The 25619-nt window shown below is 65.3% G+C and carries 22 protein-coding genes; 7 read left to right on the top strand and 15 right to left on the bottom strand.

All coding sequences use genetic code 11. From position 1 onward, the window contains the following. Window positions 1–150: 150 nt before the first annotated feature. The 6 genes from pilB to AC1RWI_RS22995 all read left to right on the top strand — a co-directional run bounded on the left by pilB (window position 151) and on the right by AC1RWI_RS22995 (window position 6007). Window positions 151–1905 carry a type IV-A pilus assembly ATPase PilB gene (pilB, locus tag AC1RWI_RS23020; protein ID WP_043349753.1) on the top strand — a complete coding sequence of 585 codons (1755 nt, stop codon included), beginning with the start codon at window positions 151–153 and terminating at the stop codon, window positions 1903–1905. 30 nt (window positions 1906–1935) lie between these two features. After that, a complete protein-coding gene (locus tag AC1RWI_RS23015; RefSeq protein ID WP_492868961.1) occupies window positions 1936–3201 on the top strand; it encodes a type II secretion system F family protein in 1266 nt (421 codons plus the stop codon). A 3-nt stretch (window positions 3202–3204) separates the two neighbouring features. Next, a complete protein-coding gene (locus tag AC1RWI_RS23010; protein WP_236701932.1) occupies window positions 3205–4122 on the top strand; it encodes a prepilin peptidase in 918 nt (305 codons plus the stop codon). Between the two features lie 60 nt (window positions 4123–4182). Continuing rightward, window positions 4183–4794: a dephospho-CoA kinase gene (gene coaE / locus AC1RWI_RS23005; protein WP_043349760.1), complete on the top strand. Its 612-nt coding sequence runs from the start codon at window positions 4183–4185 to the stop codon at window positions 4792–4794. A gap of 264 nt (window positions 4795–5058) precedes the next feature. Then, window positions 5059–5817, top strand: a complete 759-nt coding sequence (zapD, locus tag AC1RWI_RS23000; protein ID WP_043349763.1) for a cell division protein ZapD — start codon at window positions 5059–5061, stop codon at window positions 5815–5817. Window positions 5818–5821: 4 nt separating this feature from the next. After that, a complete protein-coding gene (locus tag AC1RWI_RS22995) occupies window positions 5822–6007 on the top strand; it encodes a DNA gyrase inhibitor YacG (RefSeq protein WP_043349767.1) in 186 nt (61 codons plus the stop codon). 39 nt (window positions 6008–6046) lie between these two features. On the opposite strand, the gene AC1RWI_RS22990 is transcribed toward AC1RWI_RS22995, so the two are convergent. From AC1RWI_RS22990 to AC1RWI_RS22970, 5 genes are all read right to left on the bottom strand, one after another. Further along, the gene (locus AC1RWI_RS22990) at window positions 6047–6487 is read right to left on the bottom strand and encodes an NUDIX domain-containing protein (protein ID WP_043349769.1); all 441 of its coding nucleotides are present in this window, start codon (window positions 6485–6487) and stop codon (window positions 6047–6049) included. After that, window positions 6484–7386: an ATP-binding protein gene (locus AC1RWI_RS22985; RefSeq protein ID WP_043349772.1), complete on the bottom strand. Its 903-nt coding sequence runs from the start codon at window positions 7384–7386 to the stop codon at window positions 6484–6486. Before AC1RWI_RS22985 ends, AC1RWI_RS22990 begins: the two co-directional genes overlap by 4 nt. 101 nt (window positions 7387–7487) lie before the next feature. After that, a complete protein-coding gene (gene argJ, locus AC1RWI_RS22980) occupies window positions 7488–8717 on the bottom strand; it encodes a bifunctional glutamate N-acetyltransferase/amino-acid acetyltransferase ArgJ (RefSeq protein WP_043349776.1) in 1230 nt (409 codons plus the stop codon). Between the two features lie 131 nt (window positions 8718–8848). Beyond that, window positions 8849–11632: a preprotein translocase subunit SecA gene (secA, locus tag AC1RWI_RS22975; RefSeq protein WP_492868957.1), complete on the bottom strand. Its 2784-nt coding sequence runs from the start codon at window positions 11630–11632 to the stop codon at window positions 8849–8851. A gap of 270 nt (window positions 11633–11902) precedes the next feature. Next, entirely contained in the window at window positions 11903–12838 is a 936-nt protein-coding gene (locus AC1RWI_RS22970) for a M23 family metallopeptidase (protein ID WP_492868955.1), read from the bottom strand. Window positions 12839–12932: 94 nt separating this feature from the next. Here AC1RWI_RS22970 and AC1RWI_RS22965 point away from each other — a divergent pair, with 94 nt between their 5' ends. After that, the gene (locus AC1RWI_RS22965) at window positions 12933–13445 is read left to right on the top strand and encodes a DciA family protein (RefSeq protein ID WP_043349787.1); all 513 of its coding nucleotides are present in this window, start codon (window positions 12933–12935) and stop codon (window positions 13443–13445) included. Window positions 13446–13566: 121 nt separating this feature from the next. Here the strand turns inward: AC1RWI_RS22965 and lpxC are convergent, their stop codons facing one another. From lpxC to murD, 10 genes are all read right to left on the bottom strand, one after another. Then, window positions 13567–14484: a UDP-3-O-acyl-N-acetylglucosamine deacetylase gene (gene lpxC, locus AC1RWI_RS22960; protein ID WP_043349791.1), complete on the bottom strand. Its 918-nt coding sequence runs from the start codon at window positions 14482–14484 to the stop codon at window positions 13567–13569. 173 nt (window positions 14485–14657) lie between these two features. Then, complete coding sequence (locus tag AC1RWI_RS22955) at window positions 14658–15164, bottom strand: peroxiredoxin (protein WP_043349795.1); 507 nt, start codon at window positions 15162–15164, stop codon at window positions 14658–14660. Window positions 15165–15656: 492 nt separating this feature from the next. Continuing rightward, window positions 15657–16856, bottom strand: a complete 1200-nt coding sequence (ftsZ, locus tag AC1RWI_RS22950) for a cell division protein FtsZ (RefSeq protein ID WP_043349799.1) — start codon at window positions 16854–16856, stop codon at window positions 15657–15659. A 164-nt stretch (window positions 16857–17020) separates the two neighbouring features. Continuing rightward, window positions 17021–18253 (bottom strand): cell division protein FtsA, encoded by a 1233-nt coding sequence (gene ftsA / locus AC1RWI_RS22945; protein WP_035875601.1) that lies wholly within the window; start codon window positions 18251–18253, stop codon window positions 17021–17023. After that, window positions 18250–19158 carry a cell division protein FtsQ/DivIB gene (locus AC1RWI_RS22940; protein WP_043349805.1) on the bottom strand — a complete coding sequence of 303 codons (909 nt, stop codon included), beginning with the start codon at window positions 19156–19158 and terminating at the stop codon, window positions 18250–18252. Before AC1RWI_RS22940 ends, ftsA begins: the two co-directional genes overlap by 4 nt. A gap of 57 nt (window positions 19159–19215) precedes the next feature. Further along, window positions 19216–20199: a D-alanine--D-alanine ligase gene (locus AC1RWI_RS22935; protein ID WP_043349809.1), complete on the bottom strand. Its 984-nt coding sequence runs from the start codon at window positions 20197–20199 to the stop codon at window positions 19216–19218. Further along, window positions 20196–21635, bottom strand: a complete 1440-nt coding sequence (murC, locus tag AC1RWI_RS22930) for a UDP-N-acetylmuramate--L-alanine ligase (protein ID WP_043349812.1) — start codon at window positions 21633–21635, stop codon at window positions 20196–20198. The genes AC1RWI_RS22935 and murC overlap by 4 nt, the downstream gene beginning before the upstream one ends. 12 nt (window positions 21636–21647) lie before the next feature. Next, complete coding sequence (murG, locus tag AC1RWI_RS22925) at window positions 21648–22718, bottom strand: undecaprenyldiphospho-muramoylpentapeptide beta-N-acetylglucosaminyltransferase (RefSeq protein ID WP_043349816.1); 1071 nt, start codon at window positions 22716–22718, stop codon at window positions 21648–21650. 109 nt (window positions 22719–22827) lie between these two features. After that, complete coding sequence (gene ftsW / locus AC1RWI_RS22920) at window positions 22828–24069, bottom strand: putative lipid II flippase FtsW (RefSeq protein WP_043349820.1); 1242 nt, start codon at window positions 24067–24069, stop codon at window positions 22828–22830. After that, entirely contained in the window at window positions 24066–25592 is a 1527-nt protein-coding gene (gene murD / locus AC1RWI_RS22915; protein ID WP_043349824.1) for a UDP-N-acetylmuramoyl-L-alanine--D-glutamate ligase, read from the bottom strand. Before murD ends, ftsW begins: the two co-directional genes overlap by 4 nt. Window positions 25593–25619 lie beyond the last annotated feature (27 nt).

Raw genomic sequence — 25619 nt, 5'->3', positions numbered from 1 at the left:
CCCCTTCCCCATCCCCCCGCGCAAGTAGGGTTGCGCCCGTGTCGTGCAAACGGCAACACCCCATCCGGTGCGCCTTTACAAAAAGTGACCCCGGCGGCAAACTGCCCCGATTCGGGGTCCTCGGCTGCTTGCGGCCAATCGTTTTTTGCCATGACACTTGGTCTAGCTCTTGCACAGAGCCGGCGTATCGCGCCGGCCCTGCTCGCCCAGCTTGAACAGTCGGCACGAGAAAAAAAGTCGCAGCTGATCGACGAGATCATTGCCAGCGGCACCATGACTGCACATGATGTGGCGATCTTCGCGGCTGATAAGTATCAGCTGCCGCTGATCGATCTGAATCAGTACAACCTCAACAAGGTGCCGCCGGCGCTGGCGGGCAATCGCGAGTTCCACGCGCACCGCCTGCTGCCACTGGGCCGGCGCGAGAACCGCCTGGTGCTGGCGTTGTCCGACCCGGGCAACCAGGCCGGGCTGGACGCCATCAAGCAGAAATACAACGTGCCGGTGGAACCCGTCGTGGTCGAGCACGACAAGCTGATGCAATATGTGCGCTCGGCTTCCGACGACAGCAGCGGCTCGATCAAGTCGATCGGTCCCGGCCATGTCGAGCGCAAGATGATCGACTACGACCCGGTGGCGTCCGCCGGGGCGCTGCGCAACAAGACCGCGGCCGACATCGACGACGCGCCAGTGGTTCGCTTCCTGCACAAGCTGCTGACGGAAGCCTTCCATCGCGGCGCCTCCGATCTTCACTTCGAGCCGTTCGAGACCTTCTACCGCATCCGCTTCCGGGTGGATGGCGTGTTGCAGGAAGTGGCACGGCCGCCAGTGGACATCCGCGACAAGATCTCCACCCGGATCAAGGTGCTGTCGCGCCTGGACATCTCGGAAAAGCGCGTGCCGCAAGATGGCCGCATGAAGCTGCTGATCGCGCTGCCCAAGGAAAAGGGCGGCGACAAAGACGGCAAGGACAGCAAGGAGCCCAAGGAAACCGTGGAGAAGGCGATCGACTTCCGCGTCTCCACGCTGCCGACGCTGTTCGGCGAGAAGATCGTGATCCGGATCCTGGAGTCATCGTCCGACAAGCTCGACATCGACCAGCTCGGCTACGAGCCGGCGCAAAAGGCGCTGCTGCTGGACGTGATCAAGCGCCCCTACGGCATGGTGCTGGTGACCGGCCCCACCGGCAGCGGCAAGACGGTGTCGCTGTACACCTTCCTGAACCGGCTGAACCAGGGCGACATCAATATCTCGACCGCCGAGGATCCGGCGGAAATCCAGTTGCCCGGCATCAACCAGGTCAACGTCAACGAAAAAGCCGGCCTGACTTTCTCCGCCGCGCTGCGCTCCTTCCTGCGCCAGGATCCCGACATCATCATGGTCGGCGAAATCCGCGACCTGGAGACCGCCGACATCTCGATCAAGGCTGCACAGACTGGCCACCTGGTGTTCTCGACGCTGCACACCAACGACGCGCCGACCACGCTCACGCGCCTGATGAACATGGGTGTCGCGCCGTTCAATATCGCGTCGAGCGTGCTGATGATCACCGCGCAGCGGCTTGCGCGGCGGCTGTGCACCTGCAAGCGCCCCGGCGAGCTGGCGCGCGAGGTGCTGGCCGACGCCGGCTTCCAGGACGAGGACCTCGACGGCAGCTGGCAGCCTTACCACCCGGTCGGGTGCGAGCGCTGCAACGGCAGCGGCTACAAGGGCCGCTGCGGCATCTACCAGGTGATGCCGATCACCGAGCCGATGCAGCAGATCATCCTCGCGCATGGCACGGCGCTGGAAATCGCCGAACAAGCGCGTAAAGATGGCGTGCTATCGTTGCGCGAAGCTGGCCTGGCCAAGGTGAAGCAGGGTCTCACCTCGCTCGAAGAAGTGCTGGCCACAACAAATATGTAAAACAACAAAAGATGTCATTAGGGGTCAATCATGGCGACACGCGCACCGGCCGCAGCCGCTCGCAAGGCGGCCGCGCCCACGGGGAAACCAGGGCGCAAGGCACCCACGCAGTACCTGTTCGAGTGGGAAGGCAAGGACCGCAAGGGCAAGGCGTTCTCGGGCGAGCTGCGCGCGGAGAGTCAGGCCGAGGTCAATGCCACGCTGCGAAAGCAGGGGCTGACGGTCGTCAAGCTGAAAAAGCGGCGGGCCGCGCGCGGGAAGAAGATCACCCAGAAGGACATCGCGTACTTCACGCGCCAGCTGTCCACCATGCTCAAGGCGGGCATCCCGTTGCTGCAATCGATCGACATCATCGCGCGCGGGCATGCCAACCCCAACTTCACCCAGTTGCTGTCCGAGATCCGCTTTGACATCGAATCCGGCAGCAGCATGGCGCAGGCCTTCCGCCGCCATCCGCGCTACTTCGACACGCTTTACTGCAACCTGATCGATGCCGGCGAGCAGGGCGGTATCCTGGACGCCCTGCTGGAGCGCTTGTCGCTCTATATGGAAAAGACCATCGCGCTGAAGAGCCAGATCAAGTCAGCCATGATCTACCCGATCGCCGTGCTGAGCGTGGCCTTCGCGGTGACGGTCATCCTGATGATCTTCGTGATCCCGGCGTTCAAGGGCGTGTTCTCCAGCTTCGGCGCCAACCTGCCGGCGCCGACCCTGGTAGTGATCGCCATGTCGGACTTCTTCGTCGACAATTGGTACCTGATCATCGGCGCGCCGATCATCGGCATCACGATGTACATACGCGGGCTAAAACGCTCGGAGAAGGTCCAGCGCGCCAGTGACCGCCTGTTGCTCAAGCTGCCGATCTTCGGCTCGCTGTTCCGCAAAGCGGTGATCGCCCGCTGGACTCGCACGCTTGCCACCATGTTCGCCGCCGGCACGCCGCTGGTGGAATCGATGGAGTCGGTCGCCGGCGCCGCCGGCAACTGGGTCTACTACGACGCCACCAAGGAAATCGAGCAATCGGTGCGCATCGGTACCAGCCTGACCAACGCCATGCAGGCAACCCATGTCTTCGATAGCATGGTGTTGCAGATGACGCAGATCGGCGAGGAATCCGGCGCGCTGGATAACATGCTGCTGAAGGTGGCGGAGTTCTACGAGCGCGAGGTCGATGACGCTGTCGCCGCCATCTCCAGCCTGATCGAGCCGCTGATCATCGTGATCCTGGGCGTGCTGATTGGCGGCATGGTGGTGGCAATGTATCTTCCGATCTTCAAACTGGGACAGGTGGTGTAAGGCATGTGGCTGTTTTCCGCGGATGGCGCCAGTGGCGCGATTTCTTCACTGGCTGCCCCCGCGCAGACCATTGCCGAGCTGGCGGCGCTGCCGCCCTGGTTCCTGGTCGCCGCCGCCGCGCTGATCGGCTTGCTGGTCGGCAGCTTCCTCAACGTGGTGGTGCACCGCCTGCCGCGCATGATGGAGCATGACGAAGCCAACTATATCGCGTCGCTGCGCGACGACCCGATCCCCCACCCCGAGCCCTACAACCTGATGGTGCCGCGCTCGGCGTGCCCACACTGCGGACACGCCATTGGCGCCCTGGAGAACATTCCGGTACTGAGCTACCTGTTCCTGCGCGGGCGCTGCTCATCGTGCGCCGCGCCCATCGGCGCGCGCTATCCCCTGGTGGAGGCGGGCACCGCGCTGCTCACCGCGCTGGCCACCGCGCACTTCGGCCCGACCTGGCAGGCTCTCGCTGCCATCGCCCTGATCTGGGCCCTGATCGCCCTCACCCTGATCGACGCCGACACGCAGCTACTGCCCGACCAGATCACGCTGCCGCTGGTATGGCTGGGCCTGCTGCTCAATCTCGGCGGGCTGTTCGCACCGCTGGCGGATGCCGTGATCGGCGCGGCCGCCGGCTACCTGCTGCTGTGGACGGTGTACTGGATCTTCAAGCTGGTGCGGGGCAAGGAAGGCATGGGCTATGGCGACTTCAAGCTGATGGGCGCGCTGGGCGCCTGGTTCGGCTGGCAGGCCCTGCCGGCGCTGGTGCTGCTCTCCTCCGTGGTGGGGCTGGTTTTCGCGCTTGCCAATATCGCGCTGCGCCGTCAGGATCGCGATACGCACTTCGCCTTCGGCCCTTATATCGCCGGAGCCGGGCTGCTTGTGCTGTTCTTTGGGCCCAACGTGCTGCCGCTGGGCATTGTGGGCTGAACGGGCGCCGGCCGCCGCAAGGCAGCCCCTATCACACCCACAGCGAGCTTCGAGACCTACATGCTGCAAATCGGACTGACCGGAGGCATCGGCTCTGGCAAGACCCGCGTGGCGGACCTTTTTGCCGCGCGCGGCGCCGCCCTGATCGATACCGACCTGCTCGCGCACGAGATCACCGCGCCGGGCGGGCTGGCCATCCCTGCCCTGCTGGAAGCCTTTGGCCCCGCCTGCCTGCGCGCCGACGGCGCCATGGACCGCAATGCCATGCGCGAGCTGGTGTTCTCGGACCCGGCGGCCAAGGCCCGGCTGGAGGGCATCACCCACCCCCTGATCCGCCAGTTGACCGAGGCGCGCGCCGCCGCGATCCGCGCTGGCGGACTGCATCCTTACCTGATCTACGTGGTCCCGCTGCTGGTCGAGTCGGGCTCATGGCGTGCACGGGTGGACCGGGTGCTGGTGGTGGATTGCAGCGAGGCCACGCAAGTTGCACGGGTCATGGCGCGCAACGGTTTTTCCCAGGGCCAGGTCGAGGCCATCATGGCCAGGCAGGCCAGGCGCAGCGAACGCCTGGCCGCCGCAGATGATGTGGTCGACAACGAGGGCCCGCCGGAAGCCCTGCCCGCCCAGGTGGATCGCCTGGACCAGATGTACCGCACCCTGGCTGGCGCCTAGGCAGTCACAGGCAGGGTGACTGGCAGCATCCTTGTGTGGTGCTGCATGCGACACCCCAAGTCGGCTGTTTCATTGTCCTGTTTGGCGGTCTCGCATAGAATGCGCTGGAATCACGAGGGAAATGGCCGCATACTGCCGATGTTGCGGGCCCAGGCCGATTCACATCGCGCGGGCCCGGATACACCGTGAGCCTCGCCGCTCCGGCAATGCCGCCCGGGTCAGATTGCCCACCCGCCAACCCGCCATGTTGCACGGATACACCCATTGATTCTGTACGAATATCCTTTTAACGAACGCATCAGGACTCTCCTGCGCCTGGAAGACCTGTTCGATCGGCTGGATTATTTTCTCGGCCAGGATCACGCCCTGCAGCATCACGTGGCGTTGACAACGCTGTTCGAGATCATCGACGTCGCCGGCCGCGCGGACCTGAAGACCGACCTGCTCAAGGAACTGGAACGCCAGCGCCAGGCGCTTGCCGCGCTGCGCGCCAATCCGCAGATCGACCAGGGCGCGCTGGATGGCGTCATCAGCGAGATCGAGCAGGCCATGGCCCAGCTCAACCAGACGGTTGGCAAGGCCGGCCAGTTGCTGACCGATAACGAGTGGCTGACCAGCATCCGCAGCCGCGCCATCATCCCGGGCGGCACCTGCGAGTTCGACCTGCCGGCCTACTACGCCTGGCAGCACCGCCCCGTCGAAGACCGCCGCGCGGACATCCTCAAGTGGGTGCGCCCGCTGGTGCCGCTGCGCCTTGGCACCAACACCGTGTTGCGCCTGCTGCGCGAGTCCGGCCAGAGCGGCAAGGTCATCGCCACCGGCGGCAGTTACCAGCAGATGCTGTCCGGTCGCAGCTACCAGCTGATGCAGGTGCTGCTGGATGAATCGCTGCTGGCCTTCATCCCCGAGATGAGCGCCAACAAGTACATGCTGTGGGTCCGTTTCACGCAGCAGGATGGCGATCTGCGTCCCCGTTCGGTCGACGCCGACATCCCCTTCCTGCTCAAGCTCTGCAATTTCTGAAGCAATGACAACCGTAGTCAAATGCCCCACCTGCGGCACGGACGTGGCCTGGGTACCCGAGAGTAAATTCCGTCCCTTCTGCTCGAACCGCTGCAAGCAGATCGACCTGGGCGCGTGGGCGTCCGAAAAATACGTGATTGGCGGCAAACCCGGCGAGGAACCCTCGCCGGACGAGCAAGACGAGGACTAAGCACCGCGCGACCGTTGCGGCCGCGACGCTTCAGGCAGTTCAGGCGCTACCGCTCTCGGCAGCCAGCCAGTCCACCACGGGGATGGTAGCGGGCAGCAAGGGGCCTACATCCACCGGCGCCGATTGCCACGAGAAGGCCTGGCCCTCGCGGCCGACCAGCTCGCCCGTCCACGCAGTGACCTTGCAGAAATGCAGGCGCACATAGGCATGCGGGTAATCATGCTCCAGCACATGCCAGCGCACGCTGGCGCCCACCTCGATGCCGAGCTCCTCATGCAGCTCGCGCGCCAGCGCCTCTTCCACCGATTCGCCCGGCTCCAGCTTGCCGCCCGGGAACTCCCAGTAGCCTTCATAGGGCTTGCCCGCCGGCCGCTGGGCCAGCAGGAAGCGCCCGTCGGGCCGCACCAGCACGCCAACGGCGACCTCGGTCACCTTACGCACCGGCGCCGCCGCATCGGTCACCTGCGATGCCTCGCTCATGCCTGGCCGTCCTGCGCCGAGGCCATGTAAGGCTTGCCATGCTTGCCGCCCCAATCTCGGGCGAACTGCCAGGCCACCCGCCCCGAGCGCGAGCCGCGCTCCAGCGCCCACACCAGCGCATCGCCACGCGCGGCGGCGATGTCTTCGGCGCTGCAGCCAAAGTGCCCGAGCCAGTGGCCGACGATGGCCAGGTACTCGTCCTGCTTGGGCGGGTAGAACGACAGCCACAGCCCGAAGCGCTCGGACAGCGAGATCTTTTCCTCCACCACTTCGCCGGGATGGATCTCGCCATCGTCGGTGTGCCGGTAGGTCTCGTTGTCCTTCATGTACTCGGGCAGCAGATGGCGGCGGTTGGAGGTGGCGTAGATCAGCACATTGTCCGACTGCGCGGCCACCGAGCCGTCCAGCGCCGACTTCAGCGACTTGTAGCCCGACTCGCCTTCTTCGAACGACAGGTCGTCGCAGAAAATGGCAAAACGCTCGGGACGCCCCGACAACTGCTCGACGATATCGCCGAGGTCGCCCAGGTCATCCTTGTCCACTTCCACCAGGCGCAGGCCGTCCTTGACGAAGGCATTGAGGCAGGCCTTGATCAGCGAGGACTTGCCGGTGCCGCGCGCGCCCGTCAGCAACACGTTGTTGGCCGGCAAGTGCTGCACGAACTGGCGCGTATTGGCCACGATGGCATCCTTCTGCCGCTCGATGTTCTTCAGGTCGTCGAGATGGATCGGCGGCAGCTGGCGGATCGCCTGCAGGTAGCCGATGTTGCCGAACAGGCTCTGCCGCTTGCGCCAGCGGAAGGCGACGGCCTGCTCCCAGTCAGCGTCGGTCAGCTGGGGCGGAAGCCATTGTTCAAGGCGGGCGAGGAAACTATTGAGGCGGGCAGCAAGGTCTGACATGGCGGCTTGGGGGAAAAGCGGATCGTTGGCAGGGGAGCGAGGGGCTGGCGTGCCGTGCCCGCGCTGGCGGGAGCGGCACGCATTGCGTGCCTGGCCGGTGCTTACGAACGATAGTCCGCGTTGATCGAAACGTAGTCGTGCGACAGGTCGCAGGTCCAGACCGTGGCGGCGGCATCGCCACGGCCCAGCGCGATGCGCACGGTGATTTCGGCCTGCTTCATCACACGCTGGCCGTCTTCCTCACGATACTCGGGGTTGCGGCCACCGTCGCGCGCGACCAGGACATCGTCCAGCCACAAATTGACACGCTCCACGTCGAGATCGTCCACGCCGGCATAGCCCACCGCGGCCAGGATGCGGCCCAGGTTGGGGTCCGAGGCGTAGAAGGCGGTCTTGACCAGCGGCGAATGCGCCACCGCGTAGGCGATCAGGCGGCATTCGGCCACGTCCTTGCCGCCCTCGACCTGGATGGTCATCAGCTTGGTGGCACCTTCGCCATCGCGCACGATCATCTGCGCCAGTTCCTGCGACAGGTCGGTCAGCGCGGCACGCAGGGCCTCGAAATCCGCACCCTCGGCACGCTCGATGGCCGGCGCGCCGGCCTTGCCGCTAGCGATCAGCACGAAGGAGTCATTGGTCGACGTGTCGCCATCGATGGTGATGCTGTTGAAGGAGTGATCCGCCGCGTACGACACCAGCGCCTGCAGCACATCCTGCGACACGGTGGCATCGGTGGCGACGAAGCCGAGCATGGTGGCCATATTGGGACGGATCATGCCCGCACCCTTGCTGATGCCGGACAGCGTCACGGTCTTGCCGCCGATCTGCACGGTGCGCGAGGCGGCCTTGGGCTGGGTGTCGGTGGTCATGATCGACTCCGCCGCGGCCAGCCAGTTGTCGGGCTTGGCATTGGCGATGGCGGCGGGCAACGCGGCGGTGATGCGGTCCACCGGCAGCGGCTCGAGAATCACGCCGGTCGAGAACGGTAGCACTTGCTCGGGTGCAATGCCGAGCTGCGCGGCCAGCGCATCGCAGGTGGCGCGCGCATTGGCCAGGCCCGGCTCGCCGGTGCCGGCATTGGCATTGCCGGTGTTGACCACGATCGCGCGGATGCCCTTGCCGGCGGCCAGGTGTTCGCGGCAGACCTGCACCGGTGCGGCGCAGAAGCGGTTGCGGGTGAACACGCCCGCCACGGTGCTGCCTTGGGCAACGCGCACCACCAGCACGTCCTTGCGGTTGGCCTTGCGGACACCCGCTTCGGCCCAGCCGAGCTCGACGCCGGCGACAGGTTTCAGGTTTTCTGCCAGCGGCAGGGGCAGGTTGACGGCCATGTGCGTTCCTCTATGCGTTCGACGTTGCTGGTTTTGCTCGTGCCAGACGGCTGCGCTCTCAACTGAATGCACCGCCCCTGACGAACATGCCCGCTTGCGCGGGCATGTTTGCTGACTTCACGGTGCGCGGCTTAGCTGAGCTTGCCGTGGCACTGCTTGAACTTCTTGCCGGAGCCGCATGGGCAGGGATCGTTGCGCCCCACCTTGGCCATGTCCGCGGCTTGCGCCGCAGCGGCGTAGGCAATGCCGGCGCGCTCGGGTGCGCTGCTGCCCACGCTCTCCGCGCCCTGCGTGGCCTCGTCGAACTCCTCGTGCTTGTACTGCACGTTGGCGAGGTGCGACAGGCCTTCCTCGATCTGCTCCGAGGCCTGCTCGAGCTCCTCCGGCGACTGGATCTGCACGTTGAAGATCACGCGGGTGACTTCCACCTTGATCACGTCCAGCAGGCTGGCGAACAGCTCGAACGACTCGCGCTTGTATTCCTGCTTGGGATCCTTCTGCGCATAGCCGCGCAGGTGGATGCCCTGGCGCAGGTGATCCAGCGCGGCCAGGTGCTCGCGCCAGTGCGTGTCGATGCTTTGCAGCATTACCGAACGTTCGAAGCCGGCAAACGATTCGCGGCCAACCTGGTTGACCTTGGCATCGTAGCGCTCGTCGGCGGCACGCATGATCTTGTCCAGCAGCACCTCGTCCTCGATGCTCTGGGCGGCCTCGATGGTCGCGGCCAGCGGCAGGTCCAGGGACCATTCCTCGCGCAGCTTGGTCTCCAGGCCCTTGATGTCCCACTGCTCTTCCATGGAGTCGGCCGGCACGTGGTCGCGGAACATCTCGACCAGCACGCTCTGGCGCAGGTTCTTCACCATCTCGCCAACGTCTTGCGACTCGAGCACCTCGTTGCGCAGCTTGTAGATTTCCTTGCGCTGGTCGTTGGCCACGTCGTCGTACTGCAGCAACTGCTTGCGGATATCGAAGTTGCGGCCTTCCACCTTGCGCTGGGCGGACTCGATCGAGCGCGTGACGATGCCCGCTTCGATCGGCTCGCCTTCCGGCATCTTCAGGCGCTCCATGATGGCGCGCACGCGGTCGCCGGCAAAGATGCGCAGCAACTGGTCGTCCAGCGACAGGTAGAAGCGGGACGAGCCCGGATCGCCCTGGCGGCCGGCACGGCCGCGCAGCTGGTTGTCGATACGGCGCGACTCATGGCGCTCGGTGCCCACGATATGCAGGCCGCCAGCGGCCTTGACCTGCTCGTGCAGCGACTGCCACTCGCCTTCCAGATGGGCGATGCGCGCAGCCTTGTCGGCCTCGGAGAGGCTTTCATCGGCCTCGATGAAGCCAGCCTGCTTCTCCACGTTGCCGCCCAGCACGATGTCGGTGCCACGGCCCGCCATGTTGGTGGCGATGGTGATCATCTTGGGGCGGCCCGCCTGCGCCACGATCTCGGCTTCGCGCTCGTGCTGCTTGGCGTTGAGCACCTGGTGCGGCAACTTGGCCTTGTCGAGCAGCCCGGACAGGTATTCCGAGGTCTCGATCGAGGTGGTGCCCACCAGCACGGGCTGGCCGCGCTCGTAGCAATCGCGGATATCGCGCACCACGGCGTCGTAGCGTTCGTTCGAGGTCTTGTAGATCTGGTCCTGGAAGTCCTTGCGCTGGGCGCCACGGTTGGTGGGGATGACCACCACTTCCAGGCCGTAGATCTCCTGGAATTCGTAGGCTTCCGTATCGGCCGTGCCGGTCATGCCGGACAGCTTCTCGTACATGCGAAAGTAGTTCTGGAAGGTGATCGTCGCCAGCGTCTGGTTTTCCTGCTGGATCGTCACGCCTTCCTTGGCTTCCACGGCCTGGTGCAGGCCGTCGGACCAGCGCCGTCCGGTCATCAGTCGGCCGGTGAACTCGTCGACGATGACGACTTCGTCGTTCTGCACCACATAATGCTGGTCGCGATGGAACAGGCTCTGCGCGCGCAGCGCGGCGTAGAGGTGATGCATCAGCGTGATGTTCTGCGGCGCGTAGAGCGATTCGCCCTCGCCGATCAGGCCTTGCTGCATCAGGATCTCTTCGGCCTTCTCGTGGCCCGCCTCGGTCAGGTAGACCTGGTGGCCCTTTTCGTCGACGAAATAGTCGCCCGGCTTCTCGACGCCGGTGCCGTCGGCTTTTTCCTCGCCGATCTGGCGCACCAGCAGCTTGGGCACGCCGTTCATGCGCTGGTACAGGTCGGTCTGGTTCTCCGCCTGGCCCGAGATGATCAGCGGAGTGCGCGCTTCGTCGATCAGGATCGAATCCACCTCGTCGACGATGGCGTAGTTCAGCGGACGTTGCACGCGCTGGCCAGGGTCGTAGACCATGTTGTCGCGCAGGTAGTCGAAACCGAACTCGTTGTTGGTGCCGTACGTGATGTCGGACGCATAGGCAGCGGCCTTCTGGTCGTGCGGCATCTGCGACAGGTTCACGCCGACCGACAGGCCGAGGAAGTTGTACAGGCGCCCCATCCACTCGGCGTCACGCTGGGCCAGGTAGTCGTTGACCGTGACAACGTGCACACCGCGGCCGGTAATGGCATTGAGGTACACCGGCAGCGTCGCGGTAAGGGTCTTGCCCTCGCCGGTGCGCATTTCAGCGATCTTGTTGTCGTTGAGCACCATGCCGCCGATCAGCTGGACGTCAAAGTGGCGCATCTTCATGATCCGCTTGCTGGCCTCGCGGCACACCGCGAAGGCCTCGGGCAGCAACGCCTCGAGCGACTCCCCGGCGGCGTGGCGCTGCCGGAAAATCTCGGTCATGCCACGCAGGTCGTCATCCGAAAGTGCCTCGAACTTCGGTTCCAGCGCATTGATCTGCGCGACGGTCCTGCCATATTGTTTGATCAGCCGTTCATTACGGCTGCCGAAGACTTTCTTGAGAAGGCCCGTGATCATCGATTGCTTTCACCTACGCGAGTGGTACGCCGCCGTGGTACGCACTAGGGCGGCCTAGCCGCCGGCTTGGCCGGCTGCCCAGGGCGGACCGCGCGAGGAAATAGGAAGATTGGCGCAAAACGCCGAGTTTATCACGCGCGCGGGTCACGACCGGAACCAAGCGGCAGGTGAAACGCTGCGCAAACCACACCACGCATCCCCCACCACTTGACGGCCCGGACACAACCCGCGCATCCAATGCTTCCGACATCGGGGCGACGCCCCGGTTCTTCAACGGACGAGATTGCGATCGGTGGGGTCCGGCGCCTGGGCAACCTGGGCTGGCGCTGGCTTGGCGATGGCCAGGAAGCGATTCGGGTTTTGCGGCACACCGTCCACATGCACCTCGAAATGCAGGTGCGCGCCGGTGGAGCGCCCGGTGGAGCCCACCAGGGCGATCTGCTGGCCAGGCTTGACGAGGTCGCCGGCCTTCACCTGCAGCTTGGACGCGTGCGCATAGCGGGTCTTCAGGCCGTTGCCGTGGTCGATGTCGATCAGGTTGCCATATTCCGGATGCCATTCCGCCGCGACCACCACGCCGCCGGCCGCCGCCACGATCGGGGTGCCCGTGGGTGCCGAAAAATCCACACCATCGTGCGGGGTACGGCGCCCGGTGAACGGATCGAAGCGCCAGCCAAAGCCGGATGCGTCGTAGCCGCTAGCCACCGGCAGCACGCGCGGGACACGGCGGCTCTCGCTCTGGCGATCCAGCAAGGTACTTGCCACTGCGTCGAAATAGTCCGCGTGCTGCTCGGCCTGGTCCGACAGGCGTGCCAGCGCAAGCTGCAACTCCGGCAGGCTCGAGGTGCGCGATTGCGCGGATGCGGCCAGGCCGCCTCGCCCGGGCGGCTGCTGGAAGTTGAATTCCTTGGGCGCGATGCCGGCCAGCCCCGAGACCCGCTCGCCAAGCGCGTCCAGCCGCACCATCCGGGCCTGGATCTCGCCCACTCGGGTCGCGAGCACATTGAGGTTGGCCCGCAGGTAGGCGTCGTCGCCCGGTGCCCGGGCCGGCGCTGCGATGCCCGAGCGGGCCACGACCCAGGTCAGGGCCGACGACAACAGCGCGACGACCAGGCACAGCAATGCGATGCCGGCAAGGACCTTGCCCCGCGACAGGGTGAAATGGCGAACACGCGGTAGGCGTGGGTGAAGCACGATGATCTGCATGGCGCAACTCCTTCTCATGCCTGGCCGGCGCAGGCCGGGCAGCCGCGACGCATAAGCCGCCGCACTGACGCGAACGGCACGCTAGAATGCGCGCATGCGCATGTTTACCCATTACGCCCTCCAGACGCCCGCCGCCAAGCCGCTTAACGACTGGCTGGACAAGGCTGGCCCCGTCTCGGCCCTGATGCAGACGGCACGGGAACTGGCGGTACTGGAGGCTGAGGTGCTATCGCTCCTGCCACGCGGACTGCAGGATGGCATCGCTGTAGCCGGCGTCAAGCAAGACGCCCGCGGCATCGGGCAAGGCCAGTCGGAGCGAACTTTGCTGTTGCTTGCCGCCCATGGGGCCGCAGCGGCACGAGTCCGACAAGTGGTCCCCACACTACTTTCCAGGCTACAGCAGCGGGGATCGCAGATTACCGCAATCCGGGTGAGGGTACAACCGGAGGTCGGGCGGCAGGGCGATTGGGACACCGGGCCGGTGGTGAAGCCCAAGGTGGCGCGGATGTCGGCGACCGGCTTGTCCAGCCTGACACAGTTGGCCCAGGAACTCCCCGCGTCGCCGTTGCGCGATGCGCTGAATACGCTGTTGTCGCACCATCGGTGAAGGCGTCGGCGGGCGCTGATACATGAAGCGCAAGCCTGTTCGACGCCCAAACGTGAAAAAGCCGGCCTGGAGGCCGGCTTTCACATCGGACCGTGCAGCGGCCCTGAATTCCCTTCCCGCGCTACGCGAACGCCGGAGCCAACTGCGGCAGGAACGCTAGCGGCGCATCCTCGACGCGCTCGAACGTCACCATCTCGTAGGCTTCCTGATCGGCCAGCAACGCGCGCAACAGCTGGTTGTTGAGCCCGTGCCCGGACTTGTTGGCGATATACGCGCCAATCAGCGGATGCCCGACCACGTACAGGTCGCCAATCGCATCCAGGATCTTGTGGCGCACGAACTCGTCGCCGTAGCGCAGTTCTTCGTTGTTCAACATGCGGTGCTCGTCGAGCACGATCGCGTTGTCCAGGCTGCCGCCGCGCGCCAGGCCCATCTCGCGCAGGGCTTCCACTTCATGGGCGAAGCCGAAGGTGCGGGCACGGGCGATTTCGCGCACATAGCTGGTGTCGGCGAAGTCGATGGCGAAGGTCTGGCCGGTCTTGTCCACCGCGGGATGACGGAAATCGATGGTGAACGCCAGCTTGAAGCCAAAGAAAGGCTCCAGGCGCGCCAGCTTGTCGCCTTCGCGCACTTCCACGGCTTTCTTCACGCGGATGAAACGCTTGGGCGCCGATTGCTGCTCGATCTCGGCCGACTGCAGCAGGAAGACGAAAGACGCGGCACTGCCGTCCATGATGGGGATTTCTTCGGCGTCGACATCCACATACAGGTTGTCGATGCCAAGGCCCGCGCAGGCGGACATCAAATGCTCCACGGTCGAGACGCGTGCGCCGTCTTTCTGCAGGACCGACGCCAGGCGCGTGTCGCCAATGGCTGACGCGCTCGCGACGATTTCGACAGCTTCGGGCAGGTCGACGCGGGTGAATACGATGCCGGTATCCACCGGGGCCGGGCGCAGCGTCAGCGTCACTTTACGGCCCGAGTGCAAACCAATGCCAACGGTCTTGACCAGGGATTTGATGGTGCGCTGTTTTAGCATGACAGTCCCAGCTATTATTAAAATCTATCAAATACACTTTCTAATACAACGATTTTACCATCGCTTCGTTTGCTGCGCTGCGTCACTTTGTTTCGGTGTGTTAGCAAGAAGAAATAAAGCACAATAAATGCACAAAAAATCACTTTAGTGACGTGTGCTGACACACTCGCGTATTACGCGCGCAACGCAGCCAGCACGGCTTCGGCGCTGCTGACCTTGAACTCGCCGGGCGCTTCAAGCCACAGATGGGACACCACGCCATCGTCAAGCACCATGGCATAGCGCTTGGAGCGTATGCCCATGCCGCGTGCGGTCAGGTCTTGCTCCAGGCCCAGCCGGCGGGTCCATTCGGCACTGCCGTCGGCCATCATGCGCACACGGCCGCCAGTCTGCTGCTCCCGGCCCCAGGCGCCCATGACAAAGGCGTCGTTGACCGACACACACCAGATCTCGTCCACGCCGGCGGCGCGCAGCGCGTCCGCCTGCGCGACGAAGCCCGGCACATGCTTGGCGGAACAGGTCGGCGTAAAGGCGCCGGGCAGGCCGAACACCACGATCTTGCGGCCACGCGCGAGTTCCAACGCGGAGAAGGAATTGGGCCCAAGGGCGCAACCGCCGGTTTCGACCTCAAAGAACTCATTCAGCGTGGCGTCCGGCACACGCGCTCCAATAGCGATCATGCTGTGTCTTCCTGTCTCGGTAAAAACCCTGCTTAGCATCATAGTGCGCCCGCCGCGGGTGCCCAAGGCGGTTCACCGCCCGTTACTTCGTCGGAATCCTCCGACAAAGCGGTACCCAGGCTCTCACGCAGGGAACATCGGGTGGCTCGCGCCACGTGGCGCACGACGATTACATCACTTGAAGGCGGCCTTTCATGCTGCGGGCCACGCTGCTCTTGAAATAAATCCGCGCGCCGATCTTGCGATCAACGCGCGGACGACGGCACATCCCGGCCGGGAGGGGCGGGAGACCAGTCCGGGGAGGCGGCCGGAGGCACGCCTGTCCCGGCGACGGGATGCAGCCTGAGCGTCAGCGAAAGGGCAGCCAGGCAGGTTGCCGCTCAGTCCGAGACCACCGGGCGGAACACGAGCGTAGGGAGCGCTTGCGTGTTTCGCTGGTCCGGGGTCGCGGCCTGATGGCAACCGGCCGTGCCGGCCCCTTGCCGAGCCAACTCAGTCCGCCTGCTTGCGCAGGAAGGCCGGGATGTCGTACGTATCCACACCCTTTTCCTGCAGCGCAGCCACGTGGGCGGACGCGGACTCGCGCGAACTGCGCCATACCGCCGGCGTGTCCAGATTGCTGTAGTCCGGCGCGCTGCTGTGGCTTACGCCAACGTTGCTGGCCATGTTGCCCATCATCTGTACCGGCATGTTGTCGGTACCGGTCTTGAGCAAGGTCATCGGCTGTTGCTTCTTGGCCGAACGGCCCAGGCCCGTCGCCACCACGGTCACGCGCAGTGCGTCGCCCATGGCGTCGTCGTACACCGTGCCAAAGATCACGGTGGCATCTTCCGCGGCGTAGCTGCGGATGGTGTTCATGACTTCCTTGGTTTCCGACAGCTTGAGCGAACGGCTGGCCGTGATGTTGACCAGCACGCCGCGTGCGCCCGACAGGTCCACGCCTTCCAGCAGCGGGCTGGCGACAGCCTGCTCGGCAGCCAGGCGGGCGCGGTCAACGCCCGACACGGTGGCCGTGCCCATCATGGCCTTGCCCTGCTCGCCCATGACCGTCTTCACGTCTTCGAAGTCGACGTTCACCAGGCCATCGACATTGATGATCTCGGCAATGCCGGCAACCGCGTTGTGCAGCACGTCGTCGGCGCACTGGAAGCACTTGTCCATCTCGGCGTCATCGCCCATCACTTCGAACAGCTTTTCGTTGAGCACAACGATCAGCGAATCGACGCAGGACTCCAGCTCGCCCGAGCCAGCTTCCGCCACCTTGGCGCGGCGCGCACCCTCGAACTCGAAGGGCTTGCTGACCACGCCCACGGTCAGGATGCCCATTTCCTTGGCAACCTGGGCCACGACCGGGGCAGCGCCGGTACCGGTGCCGCCGCCCATGCCGGCAGTGATGAAGACCATGTGCGCACCACGCAGCGAGTCGGCGATCTGCTCGCGCGCCTGATCTGCACAGTTGCGGCCGACCTCCGGCTTGGCACCGGCCCCCAGGCCGGTGTTGCCAAGCTGCAGCACGCGCGAAGCGCTGGAGCGCTTGAGCGCCTGCGCATCGGTGTTCATGCAGATAAATTCAACGCCTTGCACGCCACGGCTGATCATGTGCTGCACAGCGTTACCGCCCGCGCCGCCCACGCCGATCACCTTGATGATGGTGCCGTCCTGCAATTCCGTTTCGATCATGTCAAAGTCCATCACTGCCTCCAAGAAGAATCAGCCGCCAAACGCTGCAGCCTCCCCGCCGCAACCCTTGGTTACTGAACAAGAAACCATCAAAAAACTGCGTGTTCAACGGCCTGCCCGCCGTTCGGTGGACAGCCCCGCCATTCAATCCAGTGCAATCCGATCGCCTGCAACGTTCAGAAGTTGCCGACGAACCATTCCTTCATGCGGGTCCACACCTGCTTGACCGAGCCGCTCTGCACTGCCACCTTGCGCCCGCGCATGCGCTGCACGCGGCCTTCGAGCAGTAGTCCCATTACGGTCGAATAGCGCGGACTCTTTACCACTTCGTGCAAATTTCCGCGATATTCCGGCACGCCGACCCGAACCGGCTTGAGGAAGATGTCCTCGCCCAGTTCCACCATGCCCGGCATCATCGCGGTGCCGCCGGTGATGACGACCCCCGACGACAGCAATTCTTCGTAGCCCGATTCGCGCACCACCTGGTGCACCAGCGAGTACAACTCCTCGATACGCGGCTCGATCACGGCCGCCAGCGCCTGGCGCGACAGCGAACGCGTACCGCGGTCGCCAACGCCAGGGACCTCGATCATGTCTTCCGGATCGGCGATGGCCTGCTTGGCGATGCCGTACTGGATCTTGACGTCCTCGGCATCGGGCGTGGGCGTGCGCAGCGCCATAGCGATGTCGTTGGTGATCTGGTCGCCGGCGATGGGGATCACGGCCGTATGCCGGATCGCGCCTTCGCTGAAGATGGCGATATCGGTGGTGCCGCCACCGATATCGACGAGCACCACGCCGAGCTCCTTCTCGTCCTCGGTCAGCACCGCCAGGCTGGAAGCCAGCGGCTGCAGGATCAGGTCGTGCACCTCCAGGCCACAGCGGCGCACGCACTTGACGATGTTCTGCGCCGCGCTAACCGCGCCGGTGACGATATGCACCTTCACTTCCAGGCGAATGCCGCTCATGCCGATCGGCTCGCGCACGTCCTCCTGGCCGTCGATGATGAATTCCTGCGTGAGGATGTGCAGGATCTGCTGGTCGGTCGGGATATTGACCGCCTTGGCGGTCTCGATCACCCGGGCCACATCGGTCTGGGTGACCTCCTTGTCCTTGATCGCCACCATGCCGCTGGAATTGAAGCTGCGGATATGGCTGCCGGCAATGCCGGTAAACACCTCGGAGATCTTGCAGTCGGCCATCAGTTCAGCCTCCTCCAGCGCACGCTGGATGGACTGCACGGTGGCCTCGATATTGACCACGACCCCTTTCTTCAGACCCTTGGACTCTGACTGGCCCATCCCGATCACTTCGTAGCTGCCGTCGGGGCGCAACTCGGCCACCACCGCGGCCACTTTGGAAGTGCCGATATCGAGACCGACCAGTAGGTCCTTGTATTCCTTGCTCATCGGTTTTTCTCCGCGTTCTTGCTCTTGAGTCGCGTCGGATTGTTGTTTGGATTGGTGCTGGCGTTCGTATTCGTATTCGTATTCGTGCTCGTGCTGGAACCAGTTGCCCTCGCCTTGGCCGCAGCCGCTGCCTGCGCATCGGTCAGGAAGCGCACGTTAGCCGCGCGAATCGCAAACCCGTTGGGGTATCGCAGGTCCGCGTACTCGATCTGCTTGCCCCACTGCTCCGTGACCTGGGGCCAGGCCACCACGAACCGCTTGACGCGCTGGTCCATGGCGTCGCGCTCCTCGTCGTTCTGTTCACGGCCAAGCTCCACCACCATGCCGTTGGAAAGCTTGGCGCGCCAGGCGTAGCGGGAAGACAGCGTGACCGCCAGCGGCTCCACCTTCAGCGGCTTGAACCACTCGCGCATGACTTCGAGCTTGTCCACCACATCGCTCTCGCTGTCCGGCGGGCCATCGAGGGCGAGCAACTGGGCATCTTCCTCGGCTTCGGCCGGATTGGCGACGAAAACTTCGCCATAAGTGTTGATCAGGCGGCCACTGTCGGCATTGCCCCACGTACCGAGGGCTTCGTGCTCCTCGACCTCGACCGCCAGCCCGTTGGGCCATTCGCGCCGCACACTGGCACGGCGCACCCAGGGCACCGACTCGAAGATCTGGCGCGCCTCGTTCAGGTCGAGCGTGAAAAAGCTCCCCGACAGCTTGCCCAGGGCGTTGGCGCGCACGCTCGGCGCATTGACATGGCGCAGGGTGCCGCCTTCCATCGACACCAGCTCGACGTGGGTAATGGCAAACACCGGCCGCTGCGCCAGCCATAGCAAGCCGGCAGCGAACGCCATCATCGCCACCAGCGCATAGAGCGTGGAGGCGATCAGGTTAAGCAGGCGAGTGTTGTGCCACATGGCGTTGCGTTGTCCCGGTTCCGGTCAGTCAGGGTTCAGTGTTGGCTCGGTCTATGCTCAATCGGGCTTCCAGGCCGCGCTGGGATGCAGGTCCAGCGTGGCCGCGGCAATCACCTGCATGACGAAGTCCTCGTAGCTGATGCCCACCGCGCGCGCCGCCATCGGCACCAGCGAATGGCCGGTCATGCCGGGCGAGGTATTCATCTCGAGCAGGTAAGGCTTGTTGTCGGCGCTGAGCATCACGTCGGCACGCGCCCAGCCGCGGCAACCCAGCACGCGGAAGGATTGCACCGCCAGGCGCCGGACTTCGGCTTCCACGTCGGCCGGCAGGCCCGACGGGCACAGATACTGGGTATCGTCAGTAAAGTACTTGTTTTGATAGTCGTAGTTCGCACCGGGAGCGACGATGCGGATCACCGGCAGCGCTTCGGCGGTGGCGCCCTCCCCCACGATCGGGCAGGTCAGCTCCGCGCCGTCAATGAAGGTTTCGGCGATCACGTCGTTGTCCAGCGCCGCGGCCTTCTCGAAGGCGGCACGCATCTGGCCGGCTTCGGTCACCTTGGTCAGACCGATGGACGAGCCCTCGCGCGCCGGCTTGACGATCAGGGGCAGGCCCAGGTCGGCCACAACAGCGTCGAAATCGGTATCGGCCTGCAGCATGGCGAAGCGCGGCGTGGGCAGGCCGTGCGTGGTCCACAAGCGCTTGGTGGCCTGCTTGTCCATGGCCAGCGCAGAGGCCAGCACGCCGCTGCCGGTATAGGGCACGCCGAGCTGCTCGAGCAGGCCCTGGATGGTGCCGTCCTCGCCGTAGCGGCCGTGCAGGGCAATAAAGACGCGGTCAAAGCCAGCCGTGGCCAGCTCGGCCACCGACTGCAGGCCGGGATCGAAGGCATGGGCATCGACGCCGCGCAAGCGCAACGCCGCCAGCACGCCGTTGCCCGACAGCAGCGATATCTCGCGCTCGGCCGAGCGGCCGCCAAGCAGCACGCCAACCTTGCCCAGCGCCTTGGGATCGATATTGGGATGGGCGACGAAGCTCATGCCTGGCCCCCTGCTTGCTGAGAAACCAGTTGTCCGGGCACGATACCGATCGTGCCCGCGCCCATCGTCACCACCACATCGCCGGGACGCACGGCGTTCAGGATAGCCTGCGGCATTTCGTCGATCTGCTCCACAAAAACGGGTTCAACCTTGCCTGCCACGCGCAGCGCGCGTGTCAACGCGCGGCCATCGGCGGCCACGATCGGGGCTTCCCCGGCGGCATAGACCTCGGCCAGCAGCAGCGCATCCACGGTGCCCAGCACCTTGACGAAGTCCTCGAAGCAGTCGCGTGTGCGGGTATAGCGGTGCGGCTGGAACGCCAGCACCAGCCGGCGCCCCGGGAACGCACCGCGCGCGGCGGCCAGCGTCGCGGCCATCTCGACCGGATGGTGGCCGTAGTCGTCCACCAGCGTGAAGGTGCCCGCGCTCTTGGCCTCGCCCTGCTCGTTAGTGCCGACGCAAGCCACTTCGCCATAGCGCTGGAAGCGGCGTCCCACCCCGTGGAACTCGCGCAGCGCCTTGACGATGGCGGCGTCCGGCACCTCCAGCTCGGTCGCGATGGCAATCGCCGCCAGCGCGTTCTGGATATTGTGCATGCCCGGCAAATTCAGCACCACCTCCAGCGGCGCCTCGGCGTGTCCGTTCAACTGGCGCAGCACGGTGAAATGCATCTGGCCGTCGACGGCGCGGGCATTGACCGCACGCACCTGCGCATCTTCGGCAAAGCCGTAGCGCACGATTGGCTTGGACACGAACGGCATGATCTCGCGCACGTTGGGGTCGTCCACGCACAGCACGGCGATGCCATAGAACGGCAGGCGCTGGGTGAACTCCACGAACGCCTGCTTGAGCCGGGCAAAGTCATGCCCGTAGGTGTCCATGTGGTCGGCGTCGATGTTGGTGATGACCTCGATCACCGGGAACAGGTTCAGGAACGAGGCATCCGACTCGTCGGCCTCGGCCACGATGAAGTCGCCCGTGCCCAGGCGCGCATTGGCGCCCGCCGAGTTGAGCCGGCCGCCGATCACGAAGGTGGGATCAAGTCCGCCTTCAGCCAGCACCGACGCCACCAAGCTGGTGGTGGTGGTCTTGCCATGCGTGCCGGCGATGGCCACGCCCTGCTTCAGGCGCATCAACTCGGCCAGCATCACCGCGCGCGGCACCACCGGGATGCGCTTGGCGCGCGCGGCCAGCACCTCGGGGTTGTCGTTGGTCACGGCGGTGGACACCACCACCGCATTGGCGCCGTTGACGTGGGCGGCATCATGCCCGTGCATCACGGTCGCGCCGAGCGACGCGAGGCGCCGCGTGGCGGCATTGCTGCCCACGTCGGACCCTGAGACCTTGTAGCCCAGGTTCAATAGGACCTCGGCGATGCCGCTCATGCCGGCGCCGCCGATGCCTACGAAATGGATGTTCTTGACGATGTGCTTCATGAATCCGTTGGTTCAATCCCTGGCCATCTGGCTGCAGATCTCCGCCACGCGCCGGGTTGCTTCGGGCTTGGCGAGACCGCGCGCCTGATGCGCCATCTCTCTGAGTCGGGGCCGCGACAGCGAGGCCAGCGTCTGCGCCAGCCCGCTCGCGGTCAGTTCGTTCTGTTGGACCAGCAAGGCGGCATCCTGGGTCGAGAGGAATTCCGCATTGGTGGTCTGGTGGTCATCGACCGCATGCGGGAACGGCACGAACAGTGCCGCCACGCCTGCTGCCGCCACCTCCGACACGGTCATTGCGCCCGCGCGGCAGATCACCAGATCCGCCTCTGCGTATGCCGCCGCCATGTCGTCGATAAAGGGCAAGGCTTGCGCCGCCACGCCCGCGGCCTGATAGTTGGCTCGCAGCCTGTCGATCTGCTTGGCGCCGGCCTGGTGCTTGACCAGCGGGCGCTCGCCCGGCGGCAGCAGTGCCAGCGCCTTGGGCACGACCTCGTTGAGCGCCGCCGCACCCAGGCTGCCGCCCACCACCAGCAGCCGCAACGGGCCGGTGCGGCCGTCGTAGCGCGCCTCGGGCGCCGGCATGTGCGCCACTTCATCGCGCACCGGGTTGCCGGTCCACTCGCTGTCCGGCAGGGCATTCGGAAAGGCGCACAGCACCCGGTCCGCGACCTTGGCCAGCACCTTGTTGGCCAGCCCGGCAATCGAGTTCTGCTCGTGCAGCACCAGCGGGCGCCCCAGCAGCGAGGCCATCATGCCGGCGGGGAACGTAATATAGCCGCCCATGCCCAGCACCACGTTGGGCCGCACCCGGCGCAACGCCTGCAGACTTTGCCAGAAGGCGCGCAACAGGTTCAGCGGCAGCATCAGCTTGGTCAGCGGGCCCTTGCCGCGCAGGCCACCAAACTGGATGAACTCCATCGGGATGTCGTACTTGGGCACCAGCGTGGCTTCCATGCCGTTGCGGTTGCCCAGCCATACCACCCGCCAGCCCTGCTCACGCAGCGCGCGCGCAACCGCCAGCCCGGGGAAGACATGCCCCCCGGTGCCGCCAGCCATCACGAGCAAGGTGCGCGGTGCGGTCATACCTTGCCTCCGCGCATCATTGAATGGTTGTGGCTACGGCCGCTGCGCTTAACTTCCTGCTTGCGCAGGAAGTTAGCCTCCGCCGGAACCAAGTGATGCTGCGCTACGGTCATACCTTCCCTCCGCGCATCATCACCCGGTTCTCGTAGTCGATACGCAGCAGGATCGCCAGCGCCACGCAGTTCATCAAAATGCCCGAGCCGCCGTAGCTCACCAGCGGCAAGGTCAGCCCTTTGGTCGGCAGCAGGCCAAGGTTCACGCCCATATTGATAAAGGTCTGCCAGCCAACCCAGATGCCGATGCCCTTGGCCACCAGGCCGGCAAAGGTGCGGTCGAGCTGCAGGGCGGTACGGCCGATCTCGAAGGCGCGGCGCACCATCCAGTAGAACAGCACGATCACCACCAGCACGCCCACGAAGCCGAACTCCTCGCCAATCACGGCGAGGATGAAGTCGGTATGCGCCTCGGGCAGGTAGTGCAGTTTCTCGATGCTGCCGCCCAGCCCCACCCCGGTCCACTCGCCGCGGCCGAAGGCGATCAGCGAATGGGTGAGCTGGTAAGCCTTGCCCAGCGCGTTGGCTTCTTCCCACGGGTTGAGATATGCGAAGATCCGCTCGCGCCGCCAGGGCGAGGCCGTGATCAGCAGCGCGAAGGCGCCCACCGCCACGCCAACCAGGCCGGCGAACAGCTTGCCGTTGATGCCGCCGAGGAAGAGGATGCCCATGGCGACGGTAGCCACCACCAAGAAGGCGCCCATGTCCGGCTCCAGCAGCAGCAGCATGCCGACCACCACCACGGCCACGCCCATCGGCAGGAAGCCCTTGCCCACGTTCTGCATCCACTCCTGCTTGCGCACGGTGTAGTTGGCGGTGTACAGCACCACCGCCAGCTTCATGAGCTCGGACGGCTGGAAGTTCATGATGCCCAGCGGAATCCAGCGCCGCGCGCCATTCACGCCCTTGCCCACGAACGGCACCAGCACGATGATCAGCATCACCAGCGCGATCACGAACAGCTTGGGCGCGTACTTATCCCAGAACTTGACCGGGATCTGGAAAGCCAGCAGTCCCATGGACAGCCCGATGAACAGCGCGAACGCGTGGCGCGCGAGGAAGTGGCTCTCGCGGTAGTTGGCATAGCGCGGCGAGTCAGGCAGCGCGATCGAGGCCGAATAGACCATCACCAGGCCAAGCGCGAGCAGCACGATCGCCACCCACAGCAGTGGCTGGTCGTATTCCATCATGCGCGAGCGCGTCGGCTTGACGCCGGACACCGCATCGCGCAAGCCGCCCCAGGCGTTGCCGATGGTGGCCCCGATAAAGCCGCTACGCTTGACCTGTGCGTCGCTCATGGCACGATCCCCCTGGACATCGCCAGTTCTTCCACCGCGGCGCAAAAGACTTCGGCACGGTGCACATAATTACGGAACATGTCGAGGCTGGCGCACGCCGGCGACAGCAGCACGGCGTCGCCGCCCTGCGCTGCACTGGCAGCCAGCGTGACCGCCTGCTCCAGCGTGGCGGCATCGGCCAGCGTGACGCCGGTGTCCTGGAGCGCGCGACGCAGCTCGCCGGCATCCTTGCCGATCAGCACCACGGCGCGCGCGTACTGCGCCACCGGCGCGGCCAGCGGCGAAAAATCCTGCCCCTTGCCTTCCCCGCCGGCAATCAGCACCACCCGCTTGTCCAGGCCGGACAACGCGGCGACGGTGGCGCCCACATTGGTGCCCTTGCTGTCATCGAAGAACTCGACATCATCCACCGTGGCGACCCACTCCACGCGGTGCGGCTCGCCGCGGTACTCGCGCAGGCCATGCAGCAACGCGTTCATCGGCAGGTCGATGGCGCGGCACAGCGCCAGCGCGGCCATGGCGTTGGTGGCGTTGTGCATGCCACGGATATGCAGCGCGTCGGCCGGCATCAGGCGCTTGTGACGCACCGGCACGGCTTCCACGCTCTCGGCGGCCGCAGCCTTGCGGCGGCGCGGCTTGTTCTCGCCTTCGGCTTCGCTATCGGGCTCGGCCACCACCAGCCAGGGCATGCCGCCCTCGCGCTGGATGCCGAAGCAGCCCGGCAATTCGGGCAGATCGTTGCCGAAGGTCACCAGTGCGCTGGCCGGGCGGGCCATATCCAGGCTGAGACGGTCGTTGCGGTTCAGGATCTGCAGGCAGCCGGCTTCGCCGGGCGCCGGCGCCGGGCCGAAGATCCGAGCCTTGGCGGCGGCATAGGCTTGCATGCTGCCATGCCAGTCCAGATGGTCCTGGGTGATATTGAGGACGGTGGCCGCGTGCGGCGCCAGCGTATGCGTGGTCTCCAGCTGGAAGCTCGACAGTTCCAGCACCCAGACCTCGGGCAGCGTGGCCGAGGCAATGCAGGCGGCCAGCTTGTCCAGCGCCGACGGACTGATATTTCCCGCCACCGCTACGCTCTTGCCGGCGCGCTCCACCAGGCGGCCGGTCAGCGCGGTAGTGGTGGTCTTGCCATTGGTGCCGGTGATGGCCAGCAGCTTCGGCGCGTAGCCCGACTCTGCCCGCAGATGCGCGAGCGCGCGCGCGAACAGTTCGATTTCGCCCCAGACTGGAATGCCACGCTCGCGCGCCGCTGCCAGCAGCGCGGCGGTATCGCTCTCCAGCGGCGACAGGCCGGGGCTGATCGTCACCAGTTCGATGCCGTCCAGCAGCGCTTCGGCCAGGGCGCCGCCATGAAACTCGGCCGAGGGCAACTCGGCCTGCAGGAAGACAAGGTTGGCGGGAGCCTCGCGCGTGTCGGCAACGCGCACGGGGGCACCATACAGGCCGCACCAGCGCGCCATCGCCAGCCCCGATTCGCCGAGGCCCAGCACCAGCACATGAGGTTTTTGCAACTCGCCAAACACTTCGATTCCCGCCTTTCTTGCGTTACT

The organism is Cupriavidus sp. MPR-AND1C, assembly GCF_058809705.1.
This window is presented reverse-complemented; position numbering and strand designations above follow the sequence as displayed.